The 14,473-nt window shown below is 51.4% G+C and carries 16 protein-coding genes; 7 read left to right on the top strand and 9 right to left on the bottom strand.

The features are described 5' to 3' along the window. Positions 1-138: 138 nt before the first annotated feature. The 3 genes from IFO68_RS11410 to coaD are packed head-to-tail and all read left to right on the top strand — an operon-like array spanning position 139 to position 2,194. Positions 139-924 carry a glycosyltransferase family 2 protein gene (locus tag IFO68_RS11410; protein WP_192015992.1) on the top strand — a complete coding sequence of 262 codons (786 nt, stop codon included), beginning with the start codon at positions 139-141 and terminating at the stop codon, positions 922-924. After that, complete coding sequence (locus IFO68_RS11415; RefSeq protein WP_192015993.1) at positions 921-1,715, top strand: glycosyltransferase family 2 protein; 795 nt, start codon at positions 921-923, stop codon at positions 1,713-1,715. Before IFO68_RS11410 ends, IFO68_RS11415 begins: the two co-directional genes overlap by 4 nt. Beyond that, complete coding sequence (gene coaD, locus IFO68_RS11420) at positions 1,712-2,194, top strand: pantetheine-phosphate adenylyltransferase (protein ID WP_192015994.1); 483 nt, start codon at positions 1,712-1,714, stop codon at positions 2,192-2,194. Before IFO68_RS11415 ends, coaD begins: the two co-directional genes overlap by 4 nt. Positions 2,195-2,249: 55 nt before the next feature. Here the strand turns inward: coaD and IFO68_RS11425 are convergent, their stop codons facing one another. The 6 genes from IFO68_RS11425 to radC form a co-directional block, all read right to left on the bottom strand. Then, positions 2,250-3,263, bottom strand: coding sequence for an NAD-dependent epimerase (locus IFO68_RS11425; protein WP_192015995.1), 1,014 nt, complete (start codon positions 3,261-3,263; stop codon positions 2,250-2,252). A gap of 83 nt (positions 3,264-3,346) precedes the next feature. Further along, complete coding sequence (mutM, locus tag IFO68_RS11430; RefSeq protein ID WP_192015996.1) at positions 3,347-4,156, bottom strand: bifunctional DNA-formamidopyrimidine glycosylase/DNA-(apurinic or apyrimidinic site) lyase; 810 nt, start codon at positions 4,154-4,156, stop codon at positions 3,347-3,349. A 41-nt stretch (positions 4,157-4,197) separates the two neighbouring features. Continuing rightward, a complete protein-coding gene (locus IFO68_RS11435) occupies positions 4,198-4,683 on the bottom strand; it encodes a hypothetical protein (RefSeq protein ID WP_192015997.1) in 486 nt (161 codons plus the stop codon). A gap of 110 nt (positions 4,684-4,793) precedes the next feature. Then, the gene (rpmG, locus tag IFO68_RS11440; protein ID WP_005371942.1) at positions 4,794-4,961 is read right to left on the bottom strand and encodes a 50S ribosomal protein L33; all 168 of its coding nucleotides are present in this window, start codon (positions 4,959-4,961) and stop codon (positions 4,794-4,796) included. 13 nt (positions 4,962-4,974) lie between these two features. Further along, entirely contained in the window at positions 4,975-5,211 is a 237-nt protein-coding gene (rpmB, locus tag IFO68_RS11445; RefSeq protein WP_192015998.1) for a 50S ribosomal protein L28, read from the bottom strand. Between the two features lie 204 nt (positions 5,212-5,415). Then, the gene (gene radC / locus IFO68_RS11450; RefSeq protein ID WP_192015999.1) at positions 5,416-6,090 is read right to left on the bottom strand and encodes a RadC family protein; all 675 of its coding nucleotides are present in this window, start codon (positions 6,088-6,090) and stop codon (positions 5,416-5,418) included. 258 nt (positions 6,091-6,348) lie between these two features. On the opposite strand from radC, the gene coaBC reads away from it, so the two are divergent. Both coaBC and slmA read left to right on the top strand, forming a co-directional pair. Further along, complete coding sequence (gene coaBC / locus IFO68_RS11455) at positions 6,349-7,560, top strand: bifunctional phosphopantothenoylcysteine decarboxylase/phosphopantothenate--cysteine ligase CoaBC (protein WP_192016000.1); 1,212 nt, start codon at positions 6,349-6,351, stop codon at positions 7,558-7,560. Positions 7,561-7,767: 207 nt separating this feature from the next. Then, positions 7,768-8,358 (top strand): nucleoid occlusion factor SlmA, encoded by a 591-nt coding sequence (slmA, locus tag IFO68_RS11460; RefSeq protein ID WP_027250562.1) that lies wholly within the window; start codon positions 7,768-7,770, stop codon positions 8,356-8,358. Between the two features lie 140 nt (positions 8,359-8,498). Here slmA and pyrE read toward each other — a convergent pair whose 3' ends face one another. Continuing rightward, complete coding sequence (gene pyrE, locus IFO68_RS11465; protein ID WP_192016001.1) at positions 8,499-9,140, bottom strand: orotate phosphoribosyltransferase; 642 nt, start codon at positions 9,138-9,140, stop codon at positions 8,499-8,501. A gap of 125 nt (positions 9,141-9,265) precedes the next feature. After that, positions 9,266-9,982 (bottom strand): ribonuclease PH, encoded by a 717-nt coding sequence (gene rph / locus IFO68_RS11470; RefSeq protein WP_192016002.1) that lies wholly within the window; start codon positions 9,980-9,982, stop codon positions 9,266-9,268. A 189-nt stretch (positions 9,983-10,171) separates the two neighbouring features. Here rph and IFO68_RS11475 point away from each other — a divergent pair, with 189 nt between their 5' ends. Next, positions 10,172-11,035 (top strand): YicC/YloC family endoribonuclease, encoded by an 864-nt coding sequence (locus IFO68_RS11475; RefSeq protein WP_192016003.1) that lies wholly within the window; start codon positions 10,172-10,174, stop codon positions 11,033-11,035. Between the two features lie 784 nt (positions 11,036-11,819). Here IFO68_RS11475 and IFO68_RS11480 read toward each other — a convergent pair. Continuing rightward, complete coding sequence (locus IFO68_RS11480; RefSeq protein ID WP_192016004.1) at positions 11,820-12,122, bottom strand: hypothetical protein; 303 nt, start codon at positions 12,120-12,122, stop codon at positions 11,820-11,822. A gap of 37 nt (positions 12,123-12,159) precedes the next feature. On the opposite strand from IFO68_RS11480, the gene IFO68_RS22145 reads away from it, so the two are divergent. Continuing rightward, entirely contained in the window at positions 12,160-14,472 is a 2,313-nt protein-coding gene (locus tag IFO68_RS22145) for a plasmid pRiA4b ORF-3 family protein (protein WP_192016005.1), read from the top strand. Position 14,473 lies beyond the last annotated feature (1 nt).

A 14,473-nucleotide genomic window follows, 5' to 3' on the forward strand; every position in this document is an offset into this window, starting at 1 on the left:
ATTTCAGACGAAATGAAAGCGATAGATTGATCCCTGAATCAGGGCCGGGGTTTTACATTCCCCACCCCGGTCGGCATAATCGTTCGCATATCACTGCTTTGACAGTCACTACTCATCTACCTGAAAACTGGACACCTAATGGCGCCTAACACCTCCAACACCACTTTGGGTGTGCTGATGATCATCAAGAACGAAGCCAAGCATCTGGCTGGCTGCCTGGATACGGTGAAAGACTGGGTCGACGAAATTGTAATTATTGACTCCGGCAGTACGGATGATTCGGAAGACATTGCCCGTCGTTACACAGATAAATTCTTCCGCTATGACGACTGGCCCGGCTTTGGCCCGCAGCGCCAGCGCGCCCAGCAGCATGCAACCACAGATTGGGTACTGGTGCTGGATGCCGATGAGAGGGTCACCCCTGAGCTGAAAGCGGCAATACAGTCTGCGGTCAGCAGCAACCCGACCGGTGTTGCCTTTAAGATAAACCGCCTGAGCGACGCCTTTGGCAAAACCATCCACCATTCGGGCTGGTCGCCGGATTGGGTGATCCGCCTGTACCGCCGCGACGAAACCCGCTACAACGATGCCCTGGTGCATGAAAAAGTGCTGACGGATGGCCTGACTGTCCGCCCGCTAGAAGGCCGGTTACTGCATTTTACCTATGACAATCTGCACCATTACATAGGCAAGACCACCCAATACCTCAAAGCCTGGACGGATGAACGCGAAGGCCGGAAAAAAGCCGGACTGGGTACCGCTTTGCTGCATGCCCTTGCCAGTTTTCTGAAAATGTACATTCTTAAGCTCGGTTTTCTGGATGGTCGCCATGGTTTTATTCTGGCGTGGCTCAGCATGCACTCGACCTTCGTAAAATATATTGATCTCTGGCTACGGGATTATCAAAAAGAGAGAAATCAATGAAAGTCGCTCTCATTATTACGACTTACAACTGGAAAGAAGCCTTACAGGCCGTATTGGACAGCGTGAAGCGCCAATCTGAGTTACCTGATGAAGTGATCATCGCCGATGATGGCTCCCGAGCAGATACCGCTGAACTGATTCAGTCCTACCAAGCGCAGTTCCCCTGCCCTCTGATACATTCCTGGCAACCCGATGACGGCTTCCAGCTCGCCATGAGCCGTAACCGTGCCATGGCTAAATCGCAGGCGGACTATATCATTATGATTGATGGCGACATTGTTATGTCTCCGGATTTTATTCGTTCTCATAAGCAGGCGGCAAAGCTCGGTTATTTCGTTCAGGGTGGGCGCGTGCTGGCTAACAATGATATCAGCCAGCAGATCATGCATCAGCAGGTAGTACCCAATCTGTTCTCTCCCGGCATTAAAAACCGCCACAACTGCATCAGCAGTGCCTGGCTCAGCAAATTGTGCTCGTATGAGCGCAATAATGATGCCTCAACGCGTGGCTGTAACATGGCATTCTGGCGAGCCGATCTGATCGAGGTCAACGGCTTTAATGAAGACTTTGTCGGCTGGGGCCGTGAAGACAGTGAATTTGTTCACCGCATGCTAAATAGCGGTAAAAAAAGGCTGTATCTCAAATTTGCCGGCGTAGGCTACCACCTCTACCATGATGAGAGTTCAAGAGCATCGTTAGCCAAGAACGATGAGATACTGGAAAATACCGTCCGTCAGAAACTGACACGTTGCGAAAATGGTATTGATAAATTTCTGGATGAAAAATCATGACAACCCGAGTCATTTACCCCGGCACTTTTGACCCTATCACTAACGGCCATCAGGATCTGATTGAGCGCGCTGCCGCCATGTTCGATCAGGTGGTCGTCGGTATCGCTTTCAGCCCGAGCAAAAAGCCGTTATTCGACCTGCAGGAGCGAGTGAATCTCGCCCAAGCCATCACCAGTCATCTCACTAATGTTGAAGTGGTAGGGTTTTCCGGTCTGCTGGTCGATTTTGCCCGTGAGCAGCAGGCTACAATTCTGGTTCGTGGCCTGCGTGCGGTGTCAGACTTTGAATATGAGTTCCAGCTGGCGAATATGAACCGCCGCCTGATGCCGGAACTGGAAACGGTTTTCCTGACACCGGCCGAGGAAAATTCTTTTATCTCGTCCACCATAGTCAAAGAAGTGGCGCTGCACAAAGGACAGGTGGATCAGTTCGTTCACCCGACTGTGGCACAGGCACTGAAAGCCAAACTGGCTAAATAACACTCAAACCGAACACTCAGAACTGACGGCTCGCCACTTAGCGCGCCGTCATGTTTTACTTCCCCTGATGGCCGTAATACCCCAGATACCAGTCCACAAATTGCTGCACCCCCTGTTCAATACCCACCTGTGGCCTGAATCCTGTCGCCTCAAATAAATCGTCGGTGTTGGCAAAGGTGGCATAAACGTCGCCCGGCTGCATCGGCAGGAAGTCTTTGCTGGCCTCTCTGCCCAGTGCCTTTTCCAGCGCGGCAATAAAGTCCATCAGCTTAACCGGCTGACCATGGCCGATGTTATACACACGGTACGGCGCGGAACTGCTGGCCGCAGAGCCCTGTTCGGCGCTCCAGTCAGGCTGGCGGGCAGGAATCACATCCTGAATTCTGACCACACCTTCAGCGATATCATCAATGTAGGTGAAATCGCGCTGCATATCGCCGTGGTTATATACCTCGATCGGCTGCCCGGCCATGACCGCTTCAGCAAAACGAAATAATGCCATATCGGGTCTGCCCCACGGCCCGTACACAGTAAAAAAGCGCAAGCCCGTGGTAGGCAGACCATAGAGGTGGGAATAGGTGTGTGCCATCAGTTCATTGGCTTTTTTGGTGGCGGCATACAGGGATACCGGATGATCGACGCTGTCAGAGGTCGAGAAAGGCTGCTTGCGATTAAGGCCATACACAGAGCTGGAAGAAGCATACACCAGATGCTCAACCTGATGACGGCGACAGCCTTCCAGAATCGTCAGGTGGCCGATCAAATTACTGTCAGCGTAGGTCATAGGGTTGTCCAGCGAATAGCGAACCCCGGCCTGCGCGGCCAGATGGATAACTCTCTCAAATCTGTGGGTGAGAAACAAACGGGCAATGGCTTCCCTGTCTGCGATATCGCAATCCAGCACCAAAAGCGCCGGATGGGCAATATGCCTGACTCTGGCCTGCTTCAGCTTCACATCGTAGTAGCTGTTGAAATTATCAATGCCCACCACTTCATGGCCCATATGGCACAAACGCTGAGCCACTGCACTGCCAATGAAACCGGCCACTCCTGTTACCAAAATGCGCATGCACACCCCCGAAGAAGGCGTGTTGCTGCCCACCTTCTCTTCCCTAAAGACAGATATGAGGGCCTATCTCTCTGACAAACTTATTATCGTTGGCACTCACTACAATAGACTGTAGCACGCTGGCCGATTTTGACCTCATTCAGGATATGCCCACAGTTCGGACAGGGTTTCCCCGCCTTTCCATAGACTTGCAACTCTTGTGCAAAATAGCCCGGCTTACCGTCACTTTGTTTGAAATCTTTCAGTGTTGTACCGCCCTGAGCAATCGCCTTACTCAGCACCCGCTTGATTTCATCGACCAGAGCAGCCAGTCGCTCAGCCGTCAGTTGCCCTGCCGGAGTCTGCGGATGAATACGCGCCGCAAACAGGGACTCATTAGCATAGATGTTACCGACACCCACTACTACCTGGTTATCCATGATGAACTGTTTAATGACGGTGCGCTTGCCCTGGGCTTTTTTCGCCAGATAGCCGGCATCGAAGTCCTCAGCCAAAGGCTCTGGCCCGAGCTTACTCAGCACAGGATGTTCGCTGTCACGCTCCTGCCACAGCCAGGCACCAAACCGGCGGGGGTCGTTATAACGCAGCACTTCACCACTGGCGAGCAGCACATCAACATGATCGTGTTTAACCGGTGGCACTTCGGCGGGCAAGATACGTAAGCTGCCTGACATCCCCAGATGAATAATGGCAAAACCGGCATCCGTTTCCAGTAACAAGTATTTGGCTCTGCGCGTCACACCACGAATGATCTGCCCCTGTAATAACTGTAATTCAGCAGGGATAGGCCAACGCAGGCTGGCATTGCGAACCGTCACACTGATGACGGTCTGGCCCACCACATGAGGCGTGATCCCCATGCGGCTGACTTCAACTTCAGGTAATTCAGGCATCTTCTCTCTGGTTAATCTTAGCTGTTGGTGAGTGCAGGATATCAGATTTCAGGGAACAGGTAGCTGGCCTCGACGGTAATCGCCAGCCATTCTCCCTGCCAGTTTTGCAATAACCAGAACTGAGGAAGCTGATACACAGTCAGGCGGTAAGGCTCTTCATGATTTTCCAGCCACACTTCCACGCTACGCGGCGATGCCAGCTTATCGTTCAGCTGGGCAAAGGTTTCTGAGTCAATTTTAGTACCGGCGACATCCTGCCAGTTTGCCACTATGGCCGACGGATCACCGGCTATGACGGGCTCAGATTGCCAGTCTTGGAGATGACGGCTGAAAATAACACTGGGCAGCACCAGCTTTTCAATGCTGCTGTCAGCAGGGAGTAAGCGTACTAATCCGACGGACTCTTGCTCGACCGGGGTGGCCTGCATCAGCCGCTGCTGAATCAATTCAGGCAGCTGAATCATAGCTAAAAACAGCAATACCCCAATGATGATGATGTTGTTCCATCCCTTGCGCGACAGTTTCATCGTCTCTCCAGCAGTAAGTATGAATGAGTGATCATAATCCGCTTCCTGACCGACAGCCATAAAAAAACCCAGCCTTGGCTGGGTTTTTATCAAAAAGCAGAATAAACCAATTACTTGATTTTTGCTTCTTTGTACAAAACGTGCTGGCGAACAACTGGATCAAATTTCTTGATCTCAAATTTGCCTGGCATGTTACGTTTGTTTTTGTCGGTAGTGTAGAAGTGTCCTGTGCCGGCAGATGATACCAGACGGATCTTCTCACGAATGCCTTTAGCCATTCTTCAAATCCTCTTAAACGTTCTCGCCGCGAACACGCATTTCAGACAGAACGGTATCAATACCTTTCTTATCAATGATACGCATGCCTTTCGCAGAAAGACGTAGTTTAACGAAGCGTTTTTCGCTTTCTACCCAGAAACGATGAGTTTGCAGGTTCGGCAGAAAACGACGCTTGGTGGCATTACGTGCGTGTGAACGGTTGTTACCCGTTACAGGACGTTTACCAGTTACTTGGCATACTCGGGACATTACTGTCTTCTCCAAATCGTTTCAGCTCGATATCAACCGCGATTAACCGAACGCAAAAAGCATTCCACCTAACCGAAGCTATCAAAGGTCGCGCATTATACTAAGTCAAAACCAGTTGCTCAAGTCCCGAGCAGATCCTTTCTCGTCTTTTTGATCAATTTCGGCCTAGTTTGACATCAAGCTGAGCAATAATCAGCTTGATAGTTACAGCCATCCTCTTTCAGCAAAAGAAACCACTTCCCCGTCTCCGACGACAAAATGATCGAGGATCCGAATATCTACCAAGGCCAGCGCATCGCTGATCCTCTGAGTAATTCGCCGATCGGCCTGACTTGGCTCCGCCACGCCTGAGGGGTGATTATGCGCTAAAATCAACGCCGCTGCATTAAGTTCCAGTGATCTTTTTACCACCTCTCTCGGATAAACACTGGCGGCATCAATCGTTCCTTCAAACATCACCTCACCGCTAATCACCCTGTGCTGGTTATCCAGAAACAACACATAAAATGCCTCACGATGGCGATCACGCAGCATCCGGCTCAAATATTGCCGCGTGTATTCAGGACTGCTGAGAGCCTCACCTTTCGCCAGTTTCTCTGATAAATAACGCAGGCTCATCTCCAGCACCGCCTGCAGCTGGACATATTTAGCCGGCCCCAGCCCTTTGTGCTGGCAAAAGGTTTTGCAATCAGCCGCCAGTAACGCACGCAGAGAACCGAACTCATCCAGCAGCTGGCCGGCCAGCTCAATCACATTCACGCCCGGCAGACCCGTGCGTAGAAAAATGGCCAGCAGCTCTGCATCCGACAGCGCATTGGCCCCACGCTGCAGCAATTTTTCCCTGGGACGCGATTCCGCAGGCAAATGTTTCAATACCATGGCGCTTCAACCCTTTCACTGTGTCTGCGCCAAAGAAACGCACATGTTGCTCCCGAGACAAAGCCCGGTACTTGAAAATGCGGCGCCAGGCGCAGCTCTGGTGTCTTGTTACAATGTTCCGGCCTTGCCGTGTCGAGCGATAGCTCGGTCTCTGCCCTCCATCACAGCCTGACGGCATTTTTCTCACGACTAAAGCGATGAAACCTCATCACTTTGGTGATATCTTGTTGCCAGTTTTTTCACGACACAGGCAAGCGAATGAAAACTCTGGCAGGAAAGAAAATACTTCTGGGGATCAGCGGCGGCATCGCAGCATACAAGTGTGCAGAGCTGACACGGCGTCTGATTGAACGAGGCGCAGAGGTTCGCGTCGTCATGACCCCGGCCGCCAAGGAATTCATTACCCCGCTTACCATGCAGGCCGTTTCCGGTCACCCGGTGGCCGACAGCCTGCTCGACCCCGCCGCCGAAGCCTCCATGGGCCATATTGAACTGGCAAAATGGGCCGATTTAGTGCTGCTGGCACCCGCCTCCGCCGATCTGATTGCCCGCCTTCGTGCCGGTATGGGCAACGACCTGCTGACGACTTTATGTCTGGCCACCAGCGCGCCTATTGCTGTCGCGCCCGCCATGAACCAGCAAATGTATCGTCAGCCTGCCACCCAGGATAACTTGTCTGTGCTGGCAAGCTGGGGACATAGAATCTGGGGTCCAGCCAGCGGCGAGCAAGCCTGTGGCGATGTCGGCCCGGGTCGGATGCTGGAACCTATGGCACTGGTAAGTGAGATAGAAAACGCATGCCAGCCACAAGACCTGGCCGGTGTCCGTATCGCCATTACTGCCGGCCCGACCAGAGAAGCCCTGGATCCGGTACGCTACCTCTCCAACCACAGCTCAGGCAAAATGGGCTTCGCCATCGCGCAGGCTGCAGCACAACGCGGTGCCAGCGTCACGCTGATCAGTGGCCCGGTCAACCTTGCCACCCCGGCCGGCGTTAACCGTATCAATGTGGAAAGTGCTGCAGACATGCACCAGGCCGCCACTGAGCAGGCAAAGGCGCATGATATTTTTATTGGCTGCGCGGCAGTGGCCGATTTCCGCCCGGCGGAAATAGCGTCACAAAAAATGAAAAAGCAGCAAGGACAAGACGAGCTGGCACTGAAACTGGTGAAAAATCCGGATATTATCGCCAGCGTCGCTGCTCTGACTGACCAACGTCCGTTTACGGTAGGCTTTGCTGCCGAAACACAAGACGTCGCGCGCTATGCGCAGGACAAGCTGCAGCGTAAAAACCTCGACCTGATTTGTGCCAATGATGTCGCGCAGCAGGGACAAGGATTTAACAGTGATAGCAATGCCCTTCACCTGTATTGGAAGAACGGTGACAAGGCACTGCCCCTGACAGACAAAGCATCACTGGGGCGACAATTAATTACTGAGATCATCAACCGCTACAAAGCGCAAGACTAAGCCGATTTCGTTGAACTCTCAGCGAAACCGGCAAAAGCACTAAGCGGTTCATTCATTTTTGGCAGCCAGCTCTCAAGCTTACACTCTGGCTGTCGATACAGATAACACTGCCTGATCCAGACACTTTCCATGCCCTGTGCGCATGGCTAAGATAGTCAGGCTTTTTCTGTCCGGACACAGTCTTATATCGAAAAGGAACGGTTATTCATGGCTGGCAATAAAAAAAACAACCGCCGCGAAGAAATCTTACAAGCGCTGGCTGAAATGCTGGAATCCAACCAGGGGAGTCAGCGCATTACTACCGCTAAACTGGCTGCTCAGGTGGGCGTTTCCGAAGCGGCACTGTATCGCCACTTTCCCAGTAAAGCCCGTATGTTTGAAGGCTTGATCGAATTTATTGAAGACTCGATCACTACACGTATTAACCGTATCCTGGATGACGAAAAAGACACCATGACCCGCCTGCGTATGGTGCTGCAGTTATTGCTGGTATTTGCCGAGCGCAACCCCGGGCTTACCCGCATCATGACAGGCCATGCCCTGATGTTTGAGCAAGACAGGTTACAGTCGCGTATCAACCAGCTGTTCGAGCGCATTGAAACCCAGCTGCGTCAGATCCTGCGTGAGCGCAAACTGCGCGAAGGCCGTGGTTTCCCCATTGATGAAAACCTGTTATCCGCCCAGCTGCTGGGCCAGGTAGAAGGCAGCTATAACCGCTTTGTGCGCTCCAGCTTCCGTCACAAGCCGAATGACAATTTCGATGCTTACTGGGAACTGCTGACCGGTCAGCTGAGCTAACCTTTTCATCCCCTCTCTTGTATCGGGCTCAGCACACATCAGTATCGAGAACGCAGTCGTATTCTGAACACAGAAAAAAGGGTTGGCACATTGCCAACCCTTTTCCTTTGCACGCTCTGCCCTGCAACAAGCAGAATCAATCAGATACCATACTGAGCGCGATACGCTTTCACCGCTTCCAGGTGCGCGTCCATACCATCCTGCTCTTCCAGATAGCTCACCACATCACCCAGAGAAACAATAGAGATCACTGCACAACCGAAGTCGCGCTCGACTTCCTGAATCGCAGAGAGTTCGCCTTTGCCTTTTTCCTGACGGTCAATCGCCACCAGCACACCGGCCAGATCTGCTCCATTGGCCTGGATGATTTCCATCGACTCGCGGATTGCCGTGCCAGCCGTAATCACATCATCAACCAGCATAATGCGGCCTTCCAGCGGGCTGCCCACCAGATTGCCGCCTTCACCGTGGTTTTTGGCTTCTTTGCGGTTAAAACAGTAAGGCGTGTCCACATCATGGTGATCGGCCAGCGCGACCGCTGTCGTGGTCGCGATCGGAATGCCTTTATAAGCAGGACCAAACAAGACATCAAACTCAATACCGGAATCTGCCAGTGCCGCGGCATAAAAGCGGCCCAGACGCGCCAGATCGCGACCAGTATTAAACAGGCCGGCATTAAAGAAATACGGGCTCTGACGGCCAGACTTCAGGGTGAACTCACCAAACTTCAATACGCCTTTTTCCAAAGCAAATTCGATGAACTGACGCTGATATGCTTTCATTGTTTCTCCTCGAGCGATTGGTCGCATGCTTCAGCCAGACACGGGCGCTGGCCGGTCAATCCCCCGCAGCCTTCGCTTGCTGCAGGCAAAAAAAAGCGGCTCCGACAGGAACCGCTCCAAAAACATTAACTTTCCAGCGAAGCCTGCTGGATAGTGATGATCTCGGCAATGCCGTCTTTGGCTAACGACAGCATCTCCATTAATTCTTCAGTGCTGAAGGCATCTCCTTCAGCCGTCCCCTGAATCTCAATAATCTTGCCATCACTGTTCATAATGACATTCATATCGGTCTCGGCATTCGAGTCTTCCGCATAATCCAGATCGCACACTGGCGTACCCTGGTAGATGCCCACAGACACGGCAGCGATAGTGGTTTTCAGCGGGTTTTTCTTGAGCTGGCCTTTTTCCAGCATCAGATTAATCGCATCTGTCAGTGCCACCATGGCCCCTGTGATAGATGCGGTGCGCGTACCACCGTCGGCCTGAATCACATCACAGTCGACCGTGATCATCTGCTCACCCAGCACTTCCAGATCCACTGCCGCGCGCAGGCTGCGGGCAATCAGGCGCTGAATTTCCAGTGTCCGCCCGCCCTGCTTACCGTTAGCCGCTTCGCGACGGTTACGGGAATGAGTCGCGCGTGGCAGCATGCCGTATTCCGCCGTTACCCAGCCCTGGCCTTTGCCTTTCAGCCAGCGCGGCACATTTTCTTCAACGCTGGCAGTACAAATGACCTTGGTATCGCCAAACTCAACCAATACCGACCCTTCGGCATGGGCGGTGAAATGACGGGTGATAGTAATAGGACGAACTTGACTGGCACTTCTTCCACTTGGACGCATCGGGTTTCACCTTGGCTGATATTGAGTGCTGAGCGCTGACCGAACCGCGGTCAGCAGACATTAACCGGCGATTATAGCCAGATCTGCGCCGCAGTGCACGCTTGTCAGCAGGCTCCCGCCCCGGAGAGATTTCCATTATTCGTATCGGCGCGTATAATCAAGCCATCATTTCTTAAGGGCCGACAGCCAATGATTCACAGTATGACCGCCTATGCCCGTCGCGAAGTAAAAGGCGACTGGGGCAGTGCCGTTTGGGAAATCCGCTCGGTAAACCAACGATACCTGGAAACTTACCTGCGCCTGCCAGAACAGTTCCGCAGCCTGGAACCTGTACTGCGTGAGCGCTTCCGCCAACGTCTGGCCCGGGGCAAAGTCGAGTGCAGCCTGCGCTTTGAAGCCAATCCGGCTTCCAGCAGCGAACTGCGTATCAACGAGCAGCTGGCCAAGCAGGTGATCAAGGCAGCAAGCTGGGTAAAAGAAGCCGCAGGTGAAGGCAATATCGGTCCGTTTCAGGTGCTGAACTGGCCCGGCGTGATGGAAACGCCTGAGCAGGACATGGACACCATCAACCAAGAGCTGCTGACGGCATTTGACGGCGCGGTGGACGACTTCCTGGCAGCACGCGCCAGCGAAGGGGCCAATATGAAAGATCTGATTGACCAGCGTCTAGCCGCTATTTCAGAGGAAGCCGGCAAGGTGCGCGCCCTGATGCCTGAAGTTATGCAATGGCAACGCGATCGCATTCTCAACCGTCTGGAAGAAGCCAAAGTGGAGCTGGATGCCAACCGCATCGAGCAGGAACTGATTATGCTGGCGCAAAAAAGCGATGTCGCCGAAGAGCTGGATCGCCTGGATTCCCACGTTAAAGAAACCCACAAAATCCTGAAAAAAGGCGGCGCCTGTGGCCGACGCCTGGACTTCATGATGCAGGAATTCAACCGCGAATCGAACACCCTAGCTTCCAAATCCATCAACACAGAGATCACCGCCTCAGCCGTCGAGCTCAAAGTGCTGATTGAGCAGATGCGCGAGCAAATTCAAAACATAGAATAACTTTTTCACCCAGCCCAGCACGTCTCAGAAGCCCTGTATTCCCTTGTGAAGAGCATTGTAAATACAGGGCTTTTTTATTTTTCCCGTCCAAATCGGTTTGCAGTTGTCCGTTGCCAGTTGCTGATTAAGTGATGGGCAAAATGGTGAGTAGTTTCCATTTAATGTCCCTTGCGGCGCCAGAGAGTTTTCAGCCTGTTTCATAAGAAATAAGAGACGGCATTGACCCGTGGCTTAAACATTAAACGCTACTTGCTTTACGGCTTGCTCTGCTCGGCTGATCCCCAATCGCTGCGCAACTTGTTGCCACTGCTTAACGGCGTTTAGCACTTCATCATAAATTTGCGTTGCCTCGTTCTGCGAGAGCCTGAAAAATCTTTCACGTCAAAAACCAGTTGGTAGTTAAGCGCGTTGTCTGTGTCGGTAATATTCAGATGAAGCCCATGCTTGCCAACGATCGGGTTTAAGTCATAAGCCGGTGATAACTTCCAACCTTTATTGGTTATTGTCTAAAAAATCACGGTCAAGAAAATCAGCTGAGCCGGATCGCTTAAAACGAATACCACCCATTCGGTAGGAGTCATGAGTAGTTGAGTACAACATCAGCCGTCTCAGCCTTTAAACCGCTGTAGTGATAATACACCTGAAAAGACGTGGCGGTGATCTCAGCACGGCTTGAAATTTGCCTCAGAGCTTGGCGTTGTTTACTGCCTAAAACTCCGTCCAGACGCTCAAATCGGTAGGATTGATATTCGCTCACGGTAACCTGTTTAACGTTTTATTAGTGCTAAAGTGTGAATTGGAATGTTTGCGCTAACAACGGCTGAAGCTGCACTTTTGGCGGTTTGCGATCTTCTGAAGCAAACCGTTTAGGATCGACAGTGACAAATCCCCAAAACTGTAAAAAGCGTTCAATAAAGCGCGATTCAATTAACACGCCAAGCCTTTTTTCTGGCGAGTAGTAATCGTCTGGCTCGAGCTGGCGCAATAAATCAGGGAAGGCCGTGACGATATCATCAATTAATTGATCCGGGCTGGCATGGTTTTGCAAGCGCCACAACATAAAGAGCCAGATGATAACACTGGTCAAGCGACTGCCACAGCAACCATAGCTGGCGAAATGACATTTGCCCTGTAAGCTCAAACTTTTTAATGGTAGGAACTGGCAACATTTCAAGGCTTCTGGTGAACAGAATTTTGCCACTATCTCATCGCCGCCGAATACCGCATTTCAAATGCCCAGCCCGCCTTCACCCTCTTCCGCTTTTATTCTGGCTGAGGCGGCGAAAAATTCATACACTGTCGATTTATTATTTTTAGGCACTTTGATGAAATCCCACAATCCATCACAACTGAAGAAGCTATGGGAACTAATCCTCTCAAGCACACCTCTCACTCAACTGCACAGAAGTGAAATTGCGTTTTTATCCGATCCACAAATACTGATGCTCTCGCTTCCCTTTGGCATCAATATGCCTGAAGACGTTTCAGAGAAGTGTGGTAAGACCTTTCTGCAGTATTTTGATTACATGATCAATGAGCTGTGTATTCACCTGCGCGGCTCCCCCAATCAACAGCTACCACAGCAGCTCAGCGATACCATCATTGAACAGATTCAACATAAGACAATGAACCTCTTGATGACCTATGAAATGGTCAAAATCATCAAAGCGCATCAGTTGCCGGTTGATCAGCAAATCCTCGCTCGCTTAACCGAAATGCAGATGCAAACATCGGAAAATCATTATTCTGCTTCCCTCGCCCCCGAACAAATGGCAGCAGCAATGAATGAGATAATCCAGCAGCAGGGTATTCGAACCGGCTTTGAATTTTGTCATTTTATCAGTGATGATCTGGCTATATTGCCGCCGGATGCCGTGAGGTTAATGCTCCCCAGCTTTGTTTCAAACGACTGGATAGTCGATGCACTGCTATTACTCACCCTGCATCAAGAGCCGGAATTAGGCCAGGTCGCGGCAGAACTTCTCACCCAGCTACCCGAGAAAAAGTGGAAACAACTCACCAACCGCAACTACCTCACACTGGTGCAGCGTTTTGGCGATGACGCAGTCAAGGCCCACCTTCCTGAGTGGAGCCGACTGGCGATGAAATACGCCAGACAAAACGCACCTTGCCAAGTGGTTGAGCTTTACGCTTCGTTCGCGGATGGCAATCAATCCATCCTCTTCTGTGGTCTGATAAAAGAGCCGGAGACAAAGGCTCAGCACCTGATAGGTAGCGTATTCCGTGTAGGTTATGGTTTAGTGGATAGCTACTTTACCCCCCACATCGAACAGGCTCAATACAGACAGATTGCAAATGCCTTTTCCAATGAACTACAAGCAATACCGTGCGATCCACTATTACTGAGCCATGTGATTCCCTGGGCTTTGGCGACGCAGCTAAACAGTCCAGAAAAAATGAATGTGGAAATGCTCCAGTTACTGGCTTTGCTCCCTCCGCAATGGACCGAACCACAACCCTTCGATCTGAACCGAGTTTCTCAGGTATGTAAGATCGATAGCCAAGACCCAGCATGGAAAGAAAAAAATCGCAAAAGCAGTAAATTTCTGCTCAACACACCAATGACTCGCAGCTGGATTATCGAGAATATCGCCCCGCGTTTTACGAAACCACGACAGGTCAGAGATCACTATTACCTGAGCAACCCACAGCCTTATGTTGAAGCGCTTGCGCTGGCTGGATTGCTGTCGTTTTACTATCAGCAACCGCCTTCTCTGGTTATTTCCAGTCCACAACTTTATCTGGCAAGTGCCTATCTGCTTGCAGAAGGCAATCTTGGCCAAAAAAGCTTCCCACTGTTTGACTGGTTAGCCGAAGAGAGCCTGCTGCATCGTGATCACCAGAATAAGCTTGCCTTACTCGATCAACATATTGCTTCGCCGACAGGGTACGTGATCAAAGTTGAACTGGTGGGTTCAAAGCCTAAAATATGGCGTCGCTTTACCGTTTCCAGCGCGATGGATTTAGAATCCTTCCATCAACTTCTGCAAGACATCATGGGATGGGAGAATGCCCATCTCTATATGTTCCATACTCAATTGGGCCACATTGATAATACCGATGAAACTGACTTGCCTGCTGATGACATCCCATTGATGGCAGTACTGCAAGAAGAAGGCGACCGCATAGACTACATCTACGATTATGGTGACCACTGGGAGCACACCATCTCCTTAGAGAAGATCAATAAACGAAGTTGCAGCCTTCCCAAAGTCACTGCAGGAAACGGCGCCTGTCCGCCAGAGGATTGCGGCGGAATTTGGGGCTATGCGTTACTGCTGGCGCTGACCAAGAAGAAAAACCTCAGTGAAGACGAGCAGGATCAGCTGATGTGGTACGGTATGGATGACGACTGGAATGCACGCCAATTCGATAAAGATCAGGTTAATACCCTGATTGAAAATACAATAAGTTAGG

The organism is Photobacterium arenosum (genome assembly GCF_014841115.1).
Taxonomy (GTDB): Bacteria; Pseudomonadota; Gammaproteobacteria; order Enterobacterales; family Vibrionaceae; genus Photobacterium; species Photobacterium arenosum.

Bases quoted from the DNA above. Each gene is read 5' to 3' on its own strand.
- IFO68_RS11410 (WP_192015992.1), top strand. From the start codon at position 139: ATGGCGCCTAACACCTCCAACACCACTTTGGGTGTGCTGATGATCATC.
- coaBC (WP_192016000.1), top strand. From the start codon at position 6,349: ATGAAAACTCTGGCAGGAAAGAAAATACTTCTGGGGATCAGCGGCGGC.
- mutM (WP_192015996.1), bottom strand. From the start codon at position 4,156: ATGCCTGAATTACCTGAAGTTGAAGTCAGCCGCATGGGGATCACGCCT.
- coaD (WP_192015994.1), top strand. From the start codon at position 1,712: ATGACAACCCGAGTCATTTACCCCGGCACTTTTGACCCTATCACTAAC.
- IFO68_RS11415 (WP_192015993.1), top strand. From the start codon at position 921: ATGAAAGTCGCTCTCATTATTACGACTTACAACTGGAAAGAAGCCTTA.
- IFO68_RS11435 (WP_192015997.1), bottom strand. From the start codon at position 4,683: ATGAAACTGTCGCGCAAGGGATGGAACAACATCATCATCATTGGGGTA.
- slmA (WP_027250562.1), top strand. From the start codon at position 7,768: ATGGCTGGCAATAAAAAAAACAACCGCCGCGAAGAAATCTTACAAGCG.
- IFO68_RS11475 (WP_192016003.1), top strand. From the start codon at position 10,172: ATGATTCACAGTATGACCGCCTATGCCCGTCGCGAAGTAAAAGGCGAC.
- rpmG (WP_005371942.1), bottom strand. From the start codon at position 4,961: ATGGCTAAAGGCATTCGTGAGAAGATCCGTCTGGTATCATCTGCCGGC.
- rph (WP_192016002.1), bottom strand. From the start codon at position 9,982: ATGCGTCCAAGTGGAAGAAGTGCCAGTCAAGTTCGTCCTATTACTATC.
- IFO68_RS11425 (WP_192015995.1), bottom strand. From the start codon at position 3,263: ATGCGCATTTTGGTAACAGGAGTGGCCGGTTTCATTGGCAGTGCAGTG.
- radC (WP_192015999.1), bottom strand. From the start codon at position 6,090: ATGGTATTGAAACATTTGCCTGCGGAATCGCGTCCCAGGGAAAAATTG.
- rpmB (WP_192015998.1), bottom strand. From the start codon at position 5,211: ATGTCCCGAGTATGCCAAGTAACTGGTAAACGTCCTGTAACGGGTAAC.
- pyrE (WP_192016001.1), bottom strand. From the start codon at position 9,140: ATGAAAGCATATCAGCGTCAGTTCATCGAATTTGCTTTGGAAAAAGGC.